Source organism: Streptomyces sp. AK08-02, from assembly GCF_033795085.1.
Taxonomy (GTDB): Bacteria; Actinomycetota; Actinomycetes; order Streptomycetales; family Streptomycetaceae; genus Streptomyces; species Streptomyces echiniscabiei.
On record NZ_JARAZV010000011.1, the window covers coordinates 221,618 to 240,567 of the forward strand.

19 protein-coding genes are annotated in these 18,950 nt (G+C 69.8%); 17 read left to right on the forward strand and 2 right to left on the reverse strand.

Annotated elements, in window-relative coordinates:
* The first annotated feature begins 34 nt into the window (after positions 1 to 34).
* The 14 genes from PV734_RS23950 to PV734_RS24015 all read left to right on the forward strand — a co-directional run bounded on the left by PV734_RS23950 (position 35) and on the right by PV734_RS24015 (position 15,525).
* Positions 35 to 520, forward strand: a complete 486-nt coding sequence (locus PV734_RS23950; RefSeq protein WP_319291684.1) for a hypothetical protein — start codon at positions 35 to 37, stop codon at positions 518 to 520.
* Between the two features lie 117 nt (positions 521 to 637).
* Positions 638 to 976: a hypothetical protein gene (locus PV734_RS23955; RefSeq protein ID WP_319291687.1), complete on the forward strand. Its 339-nt coding sequence runs from the start codon at positions 638 to 640 to the stop codon at positions 974 to 976.
* Positions 966 to 1,382, forward strand: a complete 417-nt coding sequence (locus PV734_RS23960) for a DUF6093 family protein (RefSeq protein WP_319291690.1) — start codon at positions 966 to 968, stop codon at positions 1,380 to 1,382. The genes PV734_RS23955 and PV734_RS23960 overlap by 11 nt, the downstream gene beginning before the upstream one ends.
* A complete protein-coding gene (locus PV734_RS23965) occupies positions 1,382 to 1,810 on the forward strand; it encodes an HK97 gp10 family phage protein (protein WP_319291691.1) in 429 nt (142 codons plus the stop codon). The genes PV734_RS23960 and PV734_RS23965 overlap by 1 nt, the downstream gene beginning before the upstream one ends.
* A complete protein-coding gene (locus tag PV734_RS23970; protein ID WP_319291694.1) occupies positions 1,807 to 2,244 on the forward strand; it encodes a hypothetical protein in 438 nt (145 codons plus the stop codon). Before PV734_RS23965 ends, PV734_RS23970 begins: the two co-directional genes overlap by 4 nt.
* 73 nt (positions 2,245 to 2,317) lie before the next feature.
* The gene (locus PV734_RS23975; protein WP_319291696.1) at positions 2,318 to 2,815 is read left to right on the forward strand and encodes a hypothetical protein; all 498 of its coding nucleotides are present in this window, start codon (positions 2,318 to 2,320) and stop codon (positions 2,813 to 2,815) included.
* On the forward strand, positions 2,815 to 3,333 hold the full coding sequence (locus PV734_RS23980) for a hypothetical protein (protein ID WP_319291699.1): 519 nt from the start codon (positions 2,815 to 2,817) through the stop codon (positions 3,331 to 3,333). The genes PV734_RS23975 and PV734_RS23980 overlap by 1 nt, the downstream gene beginning before the upstream one ends.
* Before the next feature lie 209 nt (positions 3,334 to 3,542).
* A complete protein-coding gene (locus PV734_RS23985; RefSeq protein ID WP_319291702.1) occupies positions 3,543 to 3,677 on the forward strand; it encodes a hypothetical protein in 135 nt (44 codons plus the stop codon).
* 19 nt (positions 3,678 to 3,696) lie between these two features.
* The gene (locus PV734_RS23990; RefSeq protein WP_319291704.1) at positions 3,697 to 8,769 is read left to right on the forward strand and encodes a phage tail tape measure protein; all 5,073 of its coding nucleotides are present in this window, start codon (positions 3,697 to 3,699) and stop codon (positions 8,767 to 8,769) included.
* Positions 8,769 to 9,662, forward strand: a complete 894-nt coding sequence (locus tag PV734_RS23995) for a phage distal tail protein (RefSeq protein WP_319291707.1) — start codon at positions 8,769 to 8,771, stop codon at positions 9,660 to 9,662. Before PV734_RS23990 ends, PV734_RS23995 begins: the two co-directional genes overlap by 1 nt.
* Before the next feature lie 17 nt (positions 9,663 to 9,679).
* A complete protein-coding gene (locus tag PV734_RS24000) occupies positions 9,680 to 10,609 on the forward strand; it encodes a hypothetical protein (protein WP_319291710.1) in 930 nt (309 codons plus the stop codon).
* Between the two features lie 4 nt (positions 10,610 to 10,613).
* Complete coding sequence (locus PV734_RS24005) at positions 10,614 to 11,702, forward strand: hypothetical protein (protein ID WP_319291712.1); 1,089 nt, start codon at positions 10,614 to 10,616, stop codon at positions 11,700 to 11,702.
* Positions 11,703 to 11,704: 2 nt separating this feature from the next.
* Positions 11,705 to 14,176 carry a hypothetical protein gene (locus PV734_RS24010; RefSeq protein WP_319291715.1) on the forward strand — a complete coding sequence of 824 codons (2,472 nt, stop codon included), beginning with the start codon at positions 11,705 to 11,707 and terminating at the stop codon, positions 14,174 to 14,176.
* 17 nt (positions 14,177 to 14,193) lie between these two features.
* Complete coding sequence (locus PV734_RS24015) at positions 14,194 to 15,525, forward strand: glycoside hydrolase family 6 protein (protein ID WP_319291717.1); 1,332 nt, start codon at positions 14,194 to 14,196, stop codon at positions 15,523 to 15,525.
* A gap of 30 nt (positions 15,526 to 15,555) precedes the next feature.
* Here PV734_RS24015 and PV734_RS24020 read toward each other — a convergent pair whose 3' ends face one another.
* Complete coding sequence (locus tag PV734_RS24020; protein WP_319291718.1) at positions 15,556 to 15,966, reverse strand: hypothetical protein; 411 nt, start codon at positions 15,964 to 15,966, stop codon at positions 15,556 to 15,558.
* Positions 15,967 to 16,785: 819 nt separating this feature from the next.
* Between PV734_RS24020 and PV734_RS24025 the strand changes: the two genes are divergently transcribed.
* The 3 genes from PV734_RS24025 to PV734_RS24035 are packed head-to-tail and all read left to right on the forward strand — an operon-like array spanning position 16,786 to position 18,244.
* On the forward strand, positions 16,786 to 17,688 hold the full coding sequence (locus PV734_RS24025; protein WP_319291721.1) for a peptidoglycan-binding protein: 903 nt from the start codon (positions 16,786 to 16,788) through the stop codon (positions 17,686 to 17,688).
* A gap of 24 nt (positions 17,689 to 17,712) precedes the next feature.
* Positions 17,713 to 17,982, forward strand: a complete 270-nt coding sequence (locus tag PV734_RS24030; protein ID WP_319291723.1) for a hypothetical protein — start codon at positions 17,713 to 17,715, stop codon at positions 17,980 to 17,982.
* A 16-nt stretch (positions 17,983 to 17,998) separates the two neighbouring features.
* The gene (locus tag PV734_RS24035; RefSeq protein ID WP_319291725.1) at positions 17,999 to 18,244 is read left to right on the forward strand and encodes a hypothetical protein; all 246 of its coding nucleotides are present in this window, start codon (positions 17,999 to 18,001) and stop codon (positions 18,242 to 18,244) included.
* Between the two features lie 60 nt (positions 18,245 to 18,304).
* On the opposite strand, the gene PV734_RS24040 is transcribed toward PV734_RS24035, so the two are convergent.
* Entirely contained in the window at positions 18,305 to 18,721 is a 417-nt protein-coding gene (locus tag PV734_RS24040) for a DUF6416 domain-containing protein (protein WP_319291728.1), read from the reverse strand.
* Positions 18,722 to 18,950 lie beyond the last annotated feature (229 nt).

The window sequence follows — 18,950 nt, forward strand, 5'->3', positions numbered from 1 at the left end:
AAACCCCGAGCCACGAACTGGGACTCCGTACGACATGACGTTCATCCCTCCGCGAGCGTTGACCGAAGGCGTCTATCGCGGCGCGCTGTTTTTCTACGGCGGCCTGGCTACCGCAATCGGGACGGGGATCGCGATCACCTCCTCGTGGGACGGCTCGACGGTGCTCGGAGCATGTGTCGCCGCGACAGGGCTGATTGTGCTGAGGCGTTGGTGGCAGTTACGGCCTGAACTGACGGGGCGGGCGGGTCAGCTACAGCTGCGTGGGGCGGTCCTGGCTCTGGTCAGCGCGGGGCTGATCGCGCAGAGCGTGGGGCTGTTCTTCAACACGACGGAGCCCGGCGACCCGCTCGCCGCGTTCGTCCCCACCCTGATCCTCGGCGGGCTGGGCATCGGTTGTTTGGTGGTGAGGATCGCCGTGGGCATTCAGACGCGCCGCGCCACCAGGACGCCAGTCCCGGTATGGCGCAGGCAAGATGCATCGGGGCCGGCTGGCCGTCGGCTTCGTGACCGGACGCGATAAGCCTGCCTTCCGGCTCCATTCCACTGGCCCGGGCGATGCCTTCGACCTCTTGCCGGTCGTTCTCCACCAACGCCATGGGTTTAGGCTCCGCCGGTGTCGACACCGAACCGTTTTGAGATGACCTTCGACGGCCGTGCCTACGCCGTCGCCGTGGACGGACGTGACGTGAGCGACCAGGTCGCAGCAGTCGATGTGCACGCCGATCCGCATGATCTACCGCGCGTCGTGCTGCACCTCCGGCCGACCGGGACCTGGCCGGCCGAACTGGACGTGCTGGCACGGGTAGAGATCGGCGTTCCCGCCGAACCGGGTGTGGCTGCTGCTGCGTTCCTCGATGCGCTGGATCCACTTGAGGTGGAGCGTGCCGCGCTCGCGAGGGCGGACTTGGAGAACGTACCGGGCGGCGGGACGGCCGCCGTGCTGCGGCAGCTGGCGGAGTGGGCTCGTGGCGCTTGATCTCTCCGGTGTGCGCCGCGTTGTGGAGGGGATGCTCGACGACCGGTTGGAGTTGTGGCGGGACCCTGGCGGCCGTACGGACGATGTGCTCGACGAGGACACGGGCGAGCTGAAGGCCGCTGAGGCAGATGGTGCTCTCGTATGGGCGGGGTCCGGTGCCATCGTGCCCCTCGGGCAGCCCGCGATCACGGCCCCGCTGGACGGCTCGGTTGCCGCGCTTCCGGCAGCCACCGCGTATCAGGCCCTGCTGCCCCTCGACGCTCCGGAGACGCGAAACGACGACGTGATCGCGGTCCGCGGTTCGACCCGGGATGCCCAGCTCGTCGGGCGTCGCTTCCGGGTGGCGGACGCCAATGTCGGGACCTTCGCCGTGGTGCGGGTCGTGCGGCTCCAGGTGGTGGACTGATGGCAGCGACTCCGCATCCGAATGCCCACCCGGACGCCGCAGCGTTCCGGGATCCGATTGAACTGGCCGCAGCCCTCGCGCGGATGGGGCCGGCAGTACGGTCCCGGACGCGGGCGATCACGCGGCATCACGCCATGTTGCTGCGGGTCCGCATCCAGAAGAACGCCTCGGGGCGGCCGGGACCGAATGTGATCACCGGTCAGTACAGGGCGTCGTGGGATGTGAAGGTGACCGTCGCCGGAGGGCAGGTGACAGCAGTGGTGTTCACCGACGCGCCGCAGCAACGGCGGCTGGAGTACGGGTTCGTGGGCGTCGACAGGCTGGGGCGCCAGTATCGGCAGCCGCCGTATCCGCACATCGAGCCCGCGTTTCAGCGCACCCAGCCCGGCTTTCTGGAGGCGCTGCGTACGGGGGCGTTGCCGCGATGACGATTCCTCGGCTGCCGTTGACCCGCGCGCTCGTGGCCGTGCTCGCTGAGGGAACGGGGCGGCCGTGTGGGCTCGGGGTGCTGCCGCGGGCGGTGGACGGGGAACCCGCGGCCTTTCCGTACCTGATCCTCGACAGCCTGCCGGGGGAGTTCTCCGGCCCGTCGTTCGCCGACTGGCACGCGGACGCCGCCTGGACGTACCAGGTGACCAGCGTGGGGGAGCGGGCCGATCAGGTGCAGTGGCTCGCCGACAAGGTCCGTGCGGTGCTCTTCGACCGTACGGCGAGCGGCTGGCGTACGCGGGTCGAGGTTCCCGGAATGCGGGTGATCGACCGGGAGTTGACCGTCGACGCCGGTGGAGATCCGGTTGACGGTTCGCAGGGCGATATCGTTTCCTACGTGCAGCGGTTCACGATCACTGTGACACCTGCCTGATCCTCCTCTCACCGCGGAGCCACGCGGACGCCCGGCCGATGAGCCCGGCGCGGTTCTCTCCTTCGGAGTGCCCGTGGCTCAGCAGCGCTTCATGCGGCGCGGCATCACCAAGATTCTCTGGTTGAAGAACATCGCCGCCGCGACCAGGATCCCCACCCGTGCGGAAATCTCCGCCCCGAACTCCACCGACCTGACCGAGGCGATGAGCGATGTCGACGGCTGGTCGCTGACGAACGAGTCGATCGAGACGCCAGACATGGCGTCGACGTTCTCCTCCTCCATCCCCGGCAACGACAAGGCCGACAACTCCTCGATCACCTTCTACGAGGACCAGCTCAGCGACGCCGTCGAGACGCTGCTGCCCAAGGGCGCCATCGGCTATGTGGTGTTCCTGCGCAAGGGCGACATCCCCGGCTCGAAGTCCCTGGACAGCTTCCCCGTCCAGGTGGCCTCGCGTACCCCGCAGTACAACGCGGGCAACGAGGCCGCGAAGTTCCAGGCGGTCTTCTCGATCACTTCCCCGCCGACGCTTGACGCCGCCGTGCCCGCCGCCTCCGGAGGGGGCAGCTGATGGCCGCCAGGAGCGAGGCGACGTGGGAGCAGAAGATGGAGCGGCTGCGCCGCCGCTCCCTGCCAGAGCGCGTTCTGCAGATCTGCGACGACACAGCGCGGCGCACAGAGTACGACGCAGCCAAGCGTGCCGCCGACCGCGCTCAGCTCCTCGCCGACGGCGATCCGGACAACGCGGCGCTTGCCGCCCGGGCGACTGCGGCCGCCGAGCGGTATGAGACCGCACGCAGAGCCTTCGACACGGCCTCCGTCTCTCTGTGCTTCCGCGCGCTGCCGCGGCCGGTTCTCGAGGAACTCATCCACGCCCATCCGCCAACCGACCAACAGGCCGCTGACGGGGCGGCGTTCAACCCGGACACCTTCCCCGCCGCGCTGGTTGCCGCCTCCAGCACGGACGGCATGAGCGAGACCGAGGCCCGCGAGCTGCTGGATTCCTGGTCGGCGCCGGACGCGAACGCACTGTGGGAGGCCGCCTGGCAGGTGCAGCAGGAGTCCCGTGCTGACCTGGGAAAAGACTGACGGCCGATCCCCAGCTGAGGGCCGAGCTGGAGCTGTGCGAGACCTACCGCATCCCGCACTCGCGGTTCCTCGGGGGTGACGGCCGCTGGTCGGAACTCGACCGCGCGAAGGCCCTGGCGTGGCAGGCGCGACAGCGCTCGCTCTGCCCGGACTGCCGCACGCGGGAGGCGGAGTGGCAGGACGACCGGCACGCGTACGTCACCGACACCGTGCGCTGCCCCGGCTGCGAGCTGATCGCCCAGGAACGCGACCGCGTGCCCGAGGGCCGCGCCGGCTACGGCATCAAGGTCACGCTCCTGGCCCGGCAGACGTACGAGCACCTGCACCGCGGCGACGACACGTAGAGGGAGGTGAAGAGGGCGGGTGCCGACATACAGCCTGACCGTCCAGCTGACCGCGCAGGCCAACAGCCTGATCTCCGGGCTGCGTTCGGCTGCCGACGCGGCCCAGGATCTCGGGCGCCGCACCCGCGACCTCGACCGGCGTCTGGCGCAGCTGGACGCTTCCAGTCGCCGCACCGCGCAGCGGATCGACACCCTGGGAAACCGTGCCCGTACGGCGGCAACCCAGCTCGGCGCGCTCGGGACCCGTGGCAGACAAGCGGGCAGCGGTCTACGCCGGGCGAGCACCGAGGCAGGCGGGGCCGAGCGCTCCCTCAAGGGCGTGGGGAAGCAAGCCACCGCGCTGGCCCGGCTTCTCGCCGGCGGGGCACTGATCCTGGGCACCGGACAGCTGCTGGAGGAGGGCAACCGCTACCAGCGGCAGATGAACATCTTCTCCGCCGTCACTGGAGCCACGGCCGGGCAGATGCAGCGCGCCGCCTGGATGGCCAACCAGCTCGGTGCGGACCTCAACCTGCCGACCACCAGCGCGGCGGACGCTGCTGAGGCGATGGTGGAGTTGGCGAAGGCGGGCTTCCGTACCGACCAGGCCATCACCGCGACCCGGGCCTCCCTCGAACTCGCTTCCGCTGCCGGGGTCAACGCGGCCGACTCCGCCCGGTACCTCGGCGACATCATGGACCAGTTCGGCCTCGGCGCCGACCAGGCCGCGCGCGCCTCCGACATCCTCGCCGCCACCGCGAACAACGCCTCCGGCGGCATCATCGACATCTACTACGCGATGCGGTACGCCGGGCCGGTCGCCGCCGGCCTCGGTGTGAGCATGGAGGACGCGGCCAGCGCGGTCGGCATGCTCGGCAAGGCGGGCATCCTCGGCCAGACCGCCGGCACCGCGCTGCGCGGCATGATGGCCAACCTCGCCGCGCCCACCAAGGAGATGCGCGACGGACTGAAGGCCCTCGGCATCGAGGCGTGGGACGCGCAGGGAAACTTCCGGGGCCTGCGCTACGTCATCGAAGAGCTGAGCCGCGCCCAGCACACCATGTCGCAGCAGGACTTCACCGCCGCGGTGAAGAAGTCGATGGGCAAGCCCGCCATGTCGGGTGCCATCGCCCTCGCCCACCAGGGCACCGAGTCCTTCGACGCGCTGTCGTTGGCTGTACGGGAGTCGGGCGCGGCCGCGCAGATCACCGCCGCCCGTGGGCAGGGCCTCGCGGGCGCGATGACGCTGCTGGAGAAGCAGACCCGGCAGACCGGGCTGGCGCTGTACGACGCGATGGCGCCGGGCCTGGAGTACGTCGCCCGGCTGATGACCCGTGGTCTGTCGTCAGCGACCCCGTACCTGGTTACCGCGATCGAGTACGGGCGAGACCTCGCCACCCTGTACGGACCGGAGCTCAAGGCGCAGGCCCGCAGTGGGCTGGGTGGGCTGGTCGAGGAGGCGTCGCAGCTCGTCGGACCGTTGCAGGCGCTCGGCGAACACGCCGTGGCCTCCGGGCTCAATCTGTTGATCAACGCTGCCCGAGCCCTGGGCGAGGTGCTGGACAACCTTGCCCAGGGGGCGCAGCCCATCGCGGAATCCCTGGGCGCGCTGGGAGGCGAGTCCAGTGGCGCGGCGAACGCCCTGGACATCTTCGTCACGGCCGCGAACCTCGCGCTGTCCGCCATGGCAGGGCTGTCCGCCGTCCTGGTGCCGGTAGGCCAGGCCGTCGGCACGCTGGTGGGAACCTTCGGCGCGCTGCCCGGCCCCGTACTGACTGCGATCGCCGCGATGTTCCTCGCCCGTCGCGTCGCCCCCGCGCTCGGCCTGCTCGCCTCCACTGTCGGTGGTCGGCTGACCGGAGCGTGGCAGGGCCTCGGCGCGCAGATGCGCGTCCAGCAGACCCTCGCTGCTTCGACCGGCACGTCGATCGGACGGCTTGGTGCGGCCTTCGCCGTCCTCCAGACCCGCATTCCCGTCGTCGGCCAGATGGGCGCCGCCTTCCGCAGCGCGCAGGGTCCGGCCACCGGCTTCACCGGCACGCTCACCGGCATGACCCGGGCCGCGGGCGTGGGTCTGCGCGGCGCGATGTCCGGCCTGGTCGGTGTCATGGGCGGGCCCTGGGGCGCCGCTCTCGTCGGGGTCACCCTCGGCCTCGGGCTCCTCGCCTCCCAGCAGCAGAAGGCCGCCCGGGCCGCCGCCGAACACCAGCAGAGGGTGAGCACCCTGACCGACGCGCTGCGCGAGTCCGGCGGCGTCATCGACGACAACGTGCGCCGGGCCGCCGCCCAGACCCTGCTCGACACCAAGGTCCGCGACGGCAAAGAGAAGCTCGCCGACGTCATGGAGCGCGCCGGCGTCTCCATGGCCGAACTCACCGACGTCTACCTGGGACAGGGCCGGTCGCTGGAAGACCTCCAGACGGAGCTGAACGCGACCGCCGAGGCCAACGTCAAGTGGATCGCTACGCAGGGCGGTGCGGCGAAGATCTACACCGACACCGGCCTGCAGGCCAAGGAGGCCGCCGACGCACTCGGCGCCGTCAAGGGCGAGATGGCCGAGTCGGCCAAGGACGCCAAGCGCCTCGCCGACGCCAGCAGCGACACCAAGGACGGCGCGAGCGCGTACGACCGGCTCAAGACCGCCGTCAGCGCGCTCGCCGACAAGACAGCCGACGCCGACACCCGCACCCGTGCCCTGAAGGACGCTCTCGACCTGCTCTCCGGCGGCAGCATCTCTCTCCAGGCCGCCGAGGCACGCGTGAACAGCGCCGTCCTCGACGTGAACGAGGCCCTGGCTGACGGGATCGACAAGGCCGACGGCTTCGGCAGGGCACTGCTGAACAACAACGGGACGCTGAACACCGCCAGCCACAACGGCCAGCAGCTCTACCAGTCGCTCACCTCGCTCAGCGACGCCGCCGCGGACGCGTCGGTCTCGGCGTACGCACTCGCCCAGCAGAACAACAAGTCGCTGCCGGAGTCGCTGGCCTTGGCCCGAGAGCATATGGACAAGGCACGGACGGCCGCGATCAAGGCTGCCGAGGGTTACGGGCTGACCCGGAAGGAGGCCGAGGCGGTCGCCGACAGTCTCGGCCTGATGCCGTCGAAGGTGTCGCTGCTCCTTGAGACCGAGGGCATGGACTCCACGCTCGCCGATCTCCTCGCCGTGCAGGCCGAGCTGGACCGGTTTCCGAAGAGGTCGACCATCCGAGTCGACTCCCTCAGCGCCGAGGCGCAGCAGGACCTCAAGGACCTCGGCTTCACGATCGAGACCGTTGCGGGAACGCGCCAGATCAAGATCACGGCACCGACGAACTCCGCCCGCACCGCGCTCAAGGCGCTCATCGAGCAGCTCGGCGCGACCCCCGACAGGAAGACGGTGAAGGTCGATGCCGCGACGAGCGGCGCGATCACCAGCCTGAAGGCCGTCGAAGCCGAACTGGTCAAGAGCCCCAACTCGAAGACCATCACGGTCAGCGCGCCGACGGCCGCCGCACGCGCCGCGCTGGAAGACCTCGGCTTCAAGGTGACGAACCTGCCGAAGGGCAAGGCCGAGATCACGGTCCCCGTCCAGCCGCCGATGACCGCTCTCGGCAGCATCCAGAGCGCGATCAACAACATCTCCGGCCGGAACGTTGGCGTCGGTGTCTTCCTCAGCCCCACCTCCTGGGACCGCGACGCCAACGGCGTCCCTGACGCGATCCAGGCCCCGCAGGCCCGCGGCTCCGTCCTCGACTTCTACGCCCGGGGCGGCGTCCGCGAGAACCACGTCGCGCAGATCGCCCCGGCCGGCAGCTGGCGTGTCTGGGCGGAGGAGGAGACCGGGGGCGAGAGCTACGTGCCCTTGGCCAGGTCGAAGTGGCCGCGCTCTCGCGCGATCACGGAGGAGACCGTACGGCGGCTCGGCGGCGACCCATCCGGCATCCAGTGGCATGCCGACGGGGGACTGTCGGGCTGGTCGTACAGCCCCATCGGCCAGTCCGAACTGATTTCCGTGTCGTCCATCCGCTCGGACTCGATGCGCACCGTCAAGAGCAAGGGCAAGGGCAAGACAAAGGGCAAGGAGGTCGAGATCTTCGACCTGGCCCTCTTCGAGAAGAACCTCGACAAGGCTTCGAAGAAGGCCGCTGCCTGGCGCAGGAACCTCGCCACCGTCGCCCGACGTGCTGGGCAGGACGTCGCCGACGCCCTGGAGGCCATGGGCGAGGGCGGCGTGGAGCTCACCCGCAAGATGGCCACCGGCAGCTCCAAGTACGTCAAGGAAATGGCGAAGGACCTGGCAAGGCTGGGCGGTATCGCAAAGACCACCCTGTCTGACTTCACCAGTCGGCTGAAGGCTGCGGTGAAGGATCAGAAGGAGTTCGAGGCAAACCTCACGAGGCTGTCCGCGATGGGCTACACGGACCTGGCGACGAGGCTCGCCGAGCAGGGCGACACGGACGCCGAAACCCTCGCCGCCGAAGCAGTGAAGAGCAACAAGAAGGCGAAGAAGGCCAACGACGCGGCCAAGGCCGCCGCGAAGACCCTGGCCACCGAGGACCTGGCCGACCTGCTCACCATCATCGGCGCGATCAAGACCCGTACCACGGGCATCCACAAGGTCGCCGACACCACTGGCATCGAGGAGGACCGGATCATCGAGGTCGCGGGCCTCGGCCGGTCCCGCATCAAGTCCGCGCTCGGTTCCCGTGCCACCCGCTTCCTCACCGATCTCGCCAAGGCGAACAAGGGTCTGGCGTATGCGAACGGCGGCGTGTGGGAGCCCGGCGTCTACTCCTCACCCACCGCGCTGATCAAGTTCGCGGAGGCGAGCACCGGCGGCGAGGCGTTCATCCCGCTGGCCGCGTCCAAGCGGGCTTCGGCGACCGCCGTACTGGGTGATGTCGCGAGCCGCTTCGGACTCCAACTCGCCCCGGATTCACGGGACTCAGCGCCGGTCCGCACGGTGGACGCGCGCCCCGCGGGCAATGTCCAGGTCGTCGTGGTCCGCGAGCAGCAACCGCTGATCGGCTCCATGCCCGTCACCGTCTCGGCCACCGCTGCCACCCCGCAGCAGATCGGCGCCGAAGTGATGCGGCGCCTGCGCAACGCCCAGCGGGGAGGGCGACTGTGATGCCCGAACTCGCAGACTGGCAGATCGAGTTGGCCGGAGTCCTCCTCGGCCCCGGAACGGACATCCTCGTCGGCGAAGTCGAGGGACTGGGGGCGCCCGATCTTCGTACCCAGGATGTGGAAAACCCTGTGGATGACGGGGCGTTCGCCGGGATCGACCTGTACGGGTCGCGCACCATCCGTATCGAAGCGGGCATCCGCACGCCGGCCAACCCGGCACGCGCTCTCGATCTACTCGCCCAGCTGCAGCGCGCCGCGAACGACCCCACCGTACGCAGGACGGCCGGCGCCGATGCGGTGCTGCGGCTGTGCTGGCCCGGCCGGACGACCCGGCGAGTGTACGGGCGGCTGCGCCGCGTCGAGGCCGCCAGCACCGCCAGTACCCTGCACGGCTGGATCCCGCTGGACATCGAGTTCGCGGCCCTCGACCCGCGCTTCCACGCCGACGACGCCTCCGCCCTGACACTGGCGCTCTCCGCCGACGGTCTGGGAGGCTTCCGCGCCCCGCTGGTCGCACCGCTGACCACGGGCGTCGCCTTTCCCGACGAGCGCCGCAGCTGGATGACCAACGACGGTGACCTCCCCGCGTGGCCGTCGCTGCGGATCACCGGCCCGTGTGCCAACCCCCGTATCCGGCATGTCGAGTCGGGCCAGGTCATCGAGCTGGCCGTCGCGCTCGGCAGCGGACAGCACATCGACATCGAGACCCGGCCCGGTACCCGCTGGGCCTTGAAGAACGGCGTCGGCAACCTCGCCCCCGCGCTCTCCCCGGCCTCCCGCCTGGACACCTTCACCATTCCGCCCGGCACCAGCGAGCTGTGGTGGACCGCCCGCGACTACACCAACACCACCCGGCTGGCCGTGACCTGGCGCGCGGCCTACGCCGCACTGTGAACCGGAGGACGTACGACGTGACGTTGATCAACCCGCCGCTGCTCACCCACGGAGGCACCCATGCCGCGCGCGCCTTCCGGATGATGATCCGCGACCTCGCGCGCGGCTCGCAGGGCGTCACCGAAGGCAACGACCTCAAGGTCAGCCAGCTCGCAACTCCCGGTGCGGGCGTGCGCGTTGGCGACGGCTCCGCAGTCGTACGCGGAGCCGCGTGGGGCCAGGGCTCCTACACGCAGTACAACGTTGGCGACGCCACGGTCCCCATTGCCCCCACCGGCGCGAGCGCCCGTTCCGACCTTCTCGTGCTCCGTGTCGAGGATCCCGAGTACGAGGGCACCCGCGATCCGGAGAACGACGAGATCGGCTACTTCCACGTTGTCTCCAACGTCTCCGCCACGACCACCGCCGTGCCGTCTGGGATGACCGCCGTCGCGCTGGCCCGCCTGGACATCCCGGCCAACACCTCCGTCATCACAACCGCGATGATCAGCAGTCTGCGGTCCATCGCCAACCCGCGCCGCGACCGCAGGCTCCACACCGCGTTCCCCGGCTCGCTGTCCCGCATGGTCTACCAGGACAACAAGTGGCACACCTGGCCGGGCCCGGCGACGTGGAGGATCGCGGTCCCGTCCTGGGCCGTCACCGCCAAGCTCGTCACCACGTTCGCCGGGCTGCGGATGGACAGCGCCGATGTCTACGCGCGCATGCAGCAGGTCTTCGGCACCGTGCAGGGCCAGGACACCGCCATCGACGACGACCAGGGCAACAACGTCCGGCGCAGCACGATCGTCCTCGCCGACAGCCTGACCATCCCGGCCGCCCTGCGCGGCACCACTCAAACCCTGTACGTCCAGACCTACATGAGCAGGAGCGAGACCGGAAACCTCGGCGTCGACGCCGCCACCAGCGTCATCGCGGACATCGAGTTCACCGAGGGCGTGGTGTGACACCGTGCCGGCCTACCGCTACCAGACCCGCCACGCCCTCACCGGCGACCTGCTCGCGGCCGATCTCCCGCTGTCCGACGTCGAGTTCGGCCTCGCGCTCAACGCGGCGGGCGACTTCTCCGCCACCCTCGCCCCGCACTTCGCCCATCTGCTCCCGGCCCAACTCGACCCCGGCAACACGGTGCTGACCGCCGAACGCGATCGCACGCTGCTGTGGGGCGGGCTGATCTGGCGTGCCGAACCCCAGGGCGGCTCGTATCCGATCGAGGCTGCCGGATGGGGTAGCTACCTCCACCGCCGCCACGACGTCCACGGCAACCTGGCAGGGCGCGGCCCGTACACCTACGCCGACCCCTGCCAGGTCATTCGCGACACCTGGGCCTACGCCCAGTCCCAGCCCGACGGCGACCTTCGCGTGACCGTGGACACGACCATCAGCAGGGCCAAAGTCGGCACCCCGGCCGAGCCGTACCGCACCGACTGGTGGGAGGCTCCCGTCCTCGGCCAGGTTGTCGACGACATGACGGCGACCGAAGGCGGCCCGGAGTGGACCGAGACCACCGACTGGAGTGAAGGCAGAGCCCGCGGCCGTATGCGGCTCGGCTGGCCCCGCCTCGGCGCCCGCCGCACCGACATCGGCTTCGCCTCCGGCATCAACGTCGCCACCACCGTCCCCGTCATCTACGACGCCGACGCCGCCGCCCAGGTCGTCATCGCACTGGGTGCGGGCGAAGGACGCAGCCGCCGCCGTGCCATCGACGCGATCCGCAACGGCCGCCTCCGCCTGGAGCACGCCCTCGAAGCCCCGGCCGAGAAGTCCAACGACCTCCTCGCCGCCCGCGCCCGCACTGAACGCGTCGCCCGACAGATCCTCGGCGAAGTCACCGAGATCAAGGTCGTCGACCACCCGGCCGCCCCGATCGGCTCCTGGCAGATCGGCGACGACGTCCGCGTCTCCCTCCACGACCAGTGGAGCGACTTCGACGGCTGGTGCCGCATCACCGGCTGGACCATCCGCCCGCCCCAGGGCGACGACCCCGAACGCGTAACCCTGCAGCTCGCCCGCGCCGACCGCTTCACCTACGGGAGCTGACGGTGGCCAACGACCTCAGCCAACTCGCCGCCCGCCTCGCCGACTTGGAGCGCCGCTACACCCAACTGGCGCGCACCTCCCGCCTCGCGTACTCGTCGATCGAGAACGGCGCCATCGACGTCTACGACGAGTCCGGTTCCCTGCGTGCGGTGATCGGCCAGCAGCCCGACGGCACCACCGGCATTAACCCGGTCAACGCCCCGCCTCCGCCCAGCCCTGCACAGCCCGCCGTCACCTCCGCCTACGGCGGTATCGCCGTCACCTGGGAAGGCACCTTCACCGACGCGATCGCCGCCCCACTGGACTTCGCCCGTACGGAGATCCACGCCTCCACTGCCGACGGCTTCACCCCGAGCGAGGCGACGCTGCGTGGCACGCTCGAATCCCCGCGGGACGGCACCTTGACCACGCCCGCCGAACAGCCCCTGTACGTACGGCTGCTGGCACGCAACACCTCCGGCACCCCGTCCACGCCCTCGGCCCAAGCCGGCCCGGCCGGCCCTGCCCGGGTGGTCGCCCAGGAGCTCCTCGACGGCATCGTCACCGAGGCCGCGCTGGCCGCCGCAGCCGTCTCCCGGGCCAAGCTGCAGTCCGGCGCGGTCGGCCCCACCGAGCTCGCCGCGGACGCCGTCGCCGCAGGGAGGGTCGCCGCCGACACGATCACCGGCCGCGAGGTACGGGCCCTCTCCCTCACTGGCGACGAGCTCGCCGCGAACTCGGTCACCGCCGGGAAGATCGCGGCAGGTGCGGTCCAGACCCCGCACTTGGCCGTCGGCGCCGTCACCCCCGACCAGATCGCGGTCGGCCAGGGCACCAACCTCATCCCCGACCCGGGTTTCGAGGGCGCGGCCACCGCCAACACCATCGCGGCCGGCGGCGCCCCCTGGTCCCTCGCCCCGGGCAACCGCACCGGCGTCGGGATCCGCGCGGACTGCGCCGCCGACACGACGACGTACTTCACGCTCCCGCTCGCCACCGTGCCGGTCCTCGCCGCCTCCCAGCTCTTCCTCGGCGTGGACGTCCTGGTCTCCGACGACCTCGCCGCCCAGGGCGTGAAGATCCTCGCCCGCTGGGAGGAGAGCACGGGTGCGATCCTCGGCTACGGCGTCGCCGAGAGCACCGCGCCCATCCCCGGCCAGTGGCAGCGCATCAGCGGCCAGGTCGCCGCCCCACAGGGCTGCACAAGAGCCGTCCTGTGCCTGGAGGTCTCCGCCGCCACGTCCGGCTGGGCGGTCTTCGACAACGCCGAAGCCATCCCGGTCTTCGGCCGCGTCACAGGCGGTGCCCGCGCCGAACTCGGCCCCCAGGGACTCCTCCTGTACGACGAGAACGGCGACCAGGCCGTCTCCCTCGTCACCGGCCAGGCCAACTACCTCACCCTGCGGGACGGAGACACCCGCGTCGCGGCCATCGGCTCCACCGGCGACGCCTCCTTCCAGTCCCTGAACGTGGCCGGCACCCTCACCCTCGGCGGCGACGACATCACCACCCTGAGCGACGGTCCGCGCGGCATCGTCGCGGTGGACTGGATGGCCGCCCAGGTCTCCACCCCCACGGGCACCGAGATGGGCTACGTCGAGCTCGCCTTCGACGCCGTCGAGGGCCGTATGTATCGCATCGCCTACGACGGCTCCGCCCAGCCCTCGGCCGCCGGCGGGCTGCTGGTCCTCAAGCTGCGCACCGGCTTCGCAGCCGCGCCCCTGGTGACCTCCACGCAGATCCAGGAGTCCCGCCACCCGCTGATCACGGCCGGCCGCCAGCGGGTACGGCTGGAACACGTCGCCGACTGCACGGCTACCGGCCGCATCCGCCCAGGCCGCAACCGGCTGCTCCTCACCTTCAACAGCACCGGCGGCCCCACGGACCAGTCGGTCTCGCTGTACGGAGCCATCGGCCAACTCGGCCACATGACGGTCGAGGACCTCGGCGAGACGGTCCCGGAGACCGGCGTCTACAACACCGGCGGCGCCGAGGCACCCGACCCGCCTGTGAAGTCCACCAGGACGTACAAGGCCACCTGGTCCGGCTCGTACGCGAACCGTTCCGGCTACAACGCCTACTACGCAAGCCAGTTGGTCGGCGGCTACTACTCCGCCAACAACGGCATCCAGGCCGCGCTGGTCGGCTTCGGCGGCACCCTCGCCGCCGACCTCTCCGGCGCGACTCTGCTGAAGGTCGAGATCTACCTGTACGCCAACCACTGGTACTACGCCTCCGGCGGCACCGCCGTCCTCAAGGCCCACGGCCACGCCGCGCGTCCGGCGAAGTTCTCCTCTGACCAAGCCGAGTCCAAGACGGTGACCGGCTGGGCCCGCTCCAGCGGCAAGTGGACCGACATCACCGCGATCTTCGACAGCACCACCTTCCGCGGCATCGCGATCGACCCGAACACCACCAACCGCACCTACTACGGCAAGTTCGACGGTGTGGGCCAGCCCCACCCGCCGCAGCTGCGTGTCACCTACGTCAAGTAACCGGAGGAAGAGCACCAGTGGCCGCCCTGTACGGAGACCTCGTCACCAACGGCAGCTTCACGACCGGCACCGCTGGTTGGTGGTCCGGCGACCCCGCCATGGTGACCACCAGTGCCCCCGGCACCGGCCTGGAAGCGACCGCCTCCACCGACGCCGTGAACTTGTGGGACGCCCTCGTCGGCCAGGACAACATCACGCTGCGCTCCGGCTGCACGTACACCCTGTCCTTCACCGCCCGCGCCAGCCAGACCGGCACGGTGCTGCGCTCCCAAGTCGGGCTCGGCGCCGCCCCCTGGACGGCGGCCGTCGACCGCACGGTGACGCTGTCGACGGTGGACACCCACTTCGTCGTCACCTTCACCTCGGCCCTGAACACCACCACCGGGCAGATCTCGGTTCAGTTCGGCCAGGGCACCCCGGTCACCGTCTACCTCACCGAGGTCCGCCTCACCTGCTCCACCGTCCGCGAGGGCTTCTACGTCGACCCGGACTCCAACGCCGCGAAATGGGCAGCGGCGAACCCCACCGACGCCCGTACCCCGAAGATCACCCGCGCGCTCGTCCGCCGCCCAACCGCAAGGTGGTTCGGCGACTGGAACACCGACATCCAGGCCGACGTGAACGCCTACGTCACCGCCGCGGCCGCCGTCGGAAAGCTGCCGATTCTCTCCGCGTACAACGTCTACAACCGCGACAACGGCGGCCAGTCCTCGGGCGGCGCCAAGTCCCCCGAGGAGTACCGGACATGGATCGACGCGCTCGCGGCCGGCATCGGGGACCACCCAGCCCTGATCATCGTCGAACCGGACTCCCTCGCCCAGCTCGGCAACCTGCCGATCGACACCGCCCGCACTGAACGCACCGACCTGATCGCTTATGCCGCCGTGGCCCTGGCTGCCCGCCCCCTCGCCCGTACCTACCTGGACGGCGGAAACGCCACCTGGATCCGCCCCGCCGAGATGGCCACCCGGCTCACCGCGGCCGGAGTCGCCACGGCGAAGGGCTTCGCGATCGGGGTCGCCAACTTCGACGCCACCGACATCTCGTGCACGTACGGCGCCCAGGTCACCAGAGAACTCGCCGCCCACGGAGTCCCAGGAGCCCGCTTCGTGATCGACACCAGCCGGAACGGCAACGGCGCCATGGACGACAACGGCCAGCACGTCGACTACTGCAACCCAGCTGGCCGCCGCCTCGGCGTCCCGTCCTCGATCGGCGTCGGCGGCGCGGAGCACCTGCTGTGGCTCAAGGTGCCCGGGGACTCGGACGGCATGTGCGGCGTGGGTCCCACTACGCCGGCCGGAACGTTCTCCCCCTATCTGGCCGAGCGCCTCATCGACGGCTGGTGATGAGCGTGGTCCTGCGACAGAGTCTCCTGCTCAGTCTCCCCCTGGGAGCACGAGCTCGGCTGCCTCGCGTGCACGCTGCACGGCATCCACGAGAGGCCCTGACATGACTGCTGCTTCTTGCCCCGCCTCCTGAATCCGCTGCACTGACGAGGTATCGCCGCTCGTCTCAGCGAGAAGATCGAGGTAGTCCTGGTTGGCCTTCTCCAGTTCCTCGAGCTGACTGTGCTGTGCCAGCAGGTCGTCGATGGCCCGCACGTCACGGGCGTACCCTTCGAGGGCCACCACGCGTGACGCGACAGCTTGGCGGCTGGCCTCGATCGCGGACTCCTGCGTGGACAGGACGGAGTCGACGGCTCCCCCTGCGCTGGCGGCCGCGGCTCCCCAGTGCTTGATCGCCAACCGGTCGATCTTCTCAGCGTCTTTGGCGATCTTCCAGAGCACCTGGGGAAGTTCTACGTCGTTACGGGTTCTGTCGACAATGCCCCGGTGATGCGCATCGGATTCCAAAACCGTGTCAACCGCGGACGCAGCCCGGAGTAGAAGGGCACGATCTTCACTCTCTAAGTCGCATGGGCACACATACCGGTTGGGAAATTGGCGAGCGGTGACAACGAGCCTTTGGTCCGCGTTGCGATCCTTCGCCTCCCCGATGCAGCAGATGAGCGATGCGACCGCAATCACCAGGCATACAACAGCGAACCATACGCTCGTGGACAAGGACGCGAGTGCCACGAGGAAACAGATGGCTGAGGCCACGCCGTACGCGAATGGGCCTGACGGACCTGGCTTCTTGTTCCGCCTTGCCTCTTCCTTCTGCGCCCGCCGAAGCAACTCCCTCGGCGTGGGAGCGGGAGCGCGCCGACCGTCAGCAGACGGCAGCAACTTGCACGAGACGCTGGTAAGCGCCTGGCGAACCTCCTCTGGCAGTTCCGGATCGGGAACTGCTCTCTCTGACACCTGCACAGATGTGACCAACACGCCCCCCGGGTGCGGATCTTGCGAGTGAACTGAGGTGCACTTTAGCTGAGCACTCCAGGTCGTGACTTTGTCCGTTGGCAGACGCACAGCCACAGGCCGCGATCGGGCATCAGTAGCTCGCTGCCCTAGCGAGTGCTCCCTGTGCCTCCACGGCTATAGACTCCGACGGCAACAGACGACCCTCCGTCAACACTTGCTCAAGGCGATGCGAGATTCGAGGGACCGCCAGGTGGCTCCTGGTTGGCCAACAGCGCGGAGGCGCGGGGGAGAAAGCGTCCCGACGTGGCCAAGCCACTGTCCGCAGACCAGTTCCTCGCCGTTCTGAAGAAGTCCGGCGTCCGCGTCGTCGAGCACGGCAGCTGGCGCCCCCACAACCGTAACCACAAGGGCGCCTGGGGCCCGGTCCACGGCGTCATGATCCACCACACCGGCCCGTACTCCACCGAGGCCGGCATGGTCGAGCTCTGCCGCACCGGCTACACCTCGCTCCCCGGCCCGCTCTGCCACGGCGTCATCGACCGCTCCGGCGCCGTCCACCTCGTCGGCTACGGCCGCGCCAACCATGCCGGATCCGGCGACGACGACGTCCTCAAGGCCGTCATCGCGGAGAAGAGCCTCCCGGCCGACAACGAGGCCAACACCGACGGCAACCCGCACTTCTACGGCTTCGAATGCATCAACACGGGTGGCGGCCAGAACTGGCCGGAAGCCCAGCTGGACGCAATGCACAAGGTGAGCGCGGCGCTCTGCCGCGCGCACGGCTGGTCCGCGAAGTCGGTGATCGCCCACAAGGAGTGGCAGCCCGGCAAGCCGGACCCGGCCGGCATCACGATGTCCGACTTCCGCACCGCCGTGGCGAAGCTCCTCGGCGCGAGCACGGCGCCCAACAGCGGTTCGTCCAAGCCGTCCGGCTCCACGGCCGACAAGGAAACGCCGGAGTACGCCCCGTTCCCCGGCGCGGACTACTTCCGCACCGGACGCCGCTCGGCCCTCATCACAGCGATGGGCAAGCGGCTCGTCGCCGAGGGCTGCGGCAAGTACGGCACGGGCCCCGGCCCGCGCTGGACTGACGCCGATCGTCGCTCGTACGCAGCCTGGCAGCGCAAGCTCGGCTACTCCGGCGACGACGCCAACGGCGTCCCCGGAGCGACCAGTTGGGCCAAGCTCCGCGTCCCCAAGCCCTGACCCACCAGCAAGAGGAACACCACCATGGCCACGACCACCGGCACACCCAAGCTGCTCGCCGACATCGCCGAGCGCACCGTCCTCACCTACGTCGAGGCGTTCCTTGGCCTCCTCCTGGCGACCGGCACGACCGACATCGTCAACCTCTCCACCCTCGAGTCCGCCGCCATCGCCGCGATCCCCGCCGGCCTCGCCGTCGTCAAGGGCGCCGTCGGCACCATCCTCGGCCGCACCGGGACCGCCTCCTGGCTCCCGGCGAGAACCGACCCCGCATCCACGTCCACGAACAACTGACCGCAGGAGCCGCGCTATGCCCGACGGAGAGGTCGCCCTTGAACTGGCCGAGCTCCGCCGCGCCCTCGAAGTCGGGCTGGCGCGCATCGACGGCCAACTTGCCCTGATCGCCCAGCGATCCGATCAGATCGACAAGGCCATCGAGGAGCTCGACGCCCGGGTCACCGCACTCGAACGGACCCGATGGCCGCTCCCTGCTATCAGCACTCTCACCGGCCTCGCTGCCCTTGGCATCGCCATCTGGTCAGCGATAGGGCGCTGACGACGGTAGGCCACGAGCAACGCAGAGACAGAGGGGCCGCCCCGGTCCGGCCACTCCTGGCTACTGCCCGAGCCGAGCGGCCAGAAACACCGCCGCCACCGAGGGGCGGACCGCGTATGTTGCGCCCGTGCTGCCCTCAGGCGCCTCCCACCAGGGGATCGGCAGACGTCGCTCGCTGACGCTGTGCGCCTTGCTCATCCCCTTCAGCACGCCCGCAACACGGTAGGCGGCATCGGCTTCGTTCGGCCCACCGAGGGCCTTGTCCACCAGCTCCGTGCAGTGGACTTCCCGCCCGGGGTTGCGCAACAGATACTCGAACACCTGCAAGGCCCCGGGCGCGAGTTCAGCAAGAAATGCTGCGGCGCGCGCCAAGTCTCCGGGACCCCACTCCGGGGCACCGTAGTGCCCCTCTTTGCCGGAATGCCTCGCCCATCGCGGGTCGGTCTCAGCCAGGTACACCGTCACTGTCACGTCCACTCTCTCTCCGCGTCCTTGAACGCTCCATTCTGACCGCCCCGGCGCCACTCCGGCCCCGTCGGCCCAACTATGCTTGACGCATCAAGTCTGTTTTATGTTGCGAGTGATCGGAGCGCCGTGGTCAAGAAGAGGTTTCCCTACCTGCTGGGGCATGCGGAGATCGCGTGGCTCCACGGCGTCGAGCGACAGACTTCCCAGCTCTGGAAGACAGGTGGAGTGCTGGGCGACC

Bases quoted from the DNA above. Each gene is read 5' to 3' on its own strand.
- PV734_RS23950 (WP_319291684.1), top strand. From the start codon at position 35: ATGACGTTCATCCCTCCGCGAGCGTTGACCGAAGGCGTCTATCGCGGC.
- PV734_RS23955 (WP_319291687.1), top strand. From the start codon at position 638: ATGACCTTCGACGGCCGTGCCTACGCCGTCGCCGTGGACGGACGTGAC.
- PV734_RS23965 (WP_319291691.1), top strand. From the start codon at position 1,382: ATGGCAGCGACTCCGCATCCGAATGCCCACCCGGACGCCGCAGCGTTC.
- PV734_RS23970 (WP_319291694.1), top strand. From the start codon at position 1,807: ATGACGATTCCTCGGCTGCCGTTGACCCGCGCGCTCGTGGCCGTGCTC.
- PV734_RS23980 (WP_319291699.1), top strand. From the start codon at position 2,815: ATGGCCGCCAGGAGCGAGGCGACGTGGGAGCAGAAGATGGAGCGGCTG.
- PV734_RS23995 (WP_319291707.1), top strand. From the start codon at position 8,769: ATGCCCGAACTCGCAGACTGGCAGATCGAGTTGGCCGGAGTCCTCCTC.
- PV734_RS24030 (WP_319291723.1), top strand. From the start codon at position 17,713: ATGGCCACGACCACCGGCACACCCAAGCTGCTCGCCGACATCGCCGAG.
- PV734_RS24035 (WP_319291725.1), top strand. From the start codon at position 17,999: ATGCCCGACGGAGAGGTCGCCCTTGAACTGGCCGAGCTCCGCCGCGCC.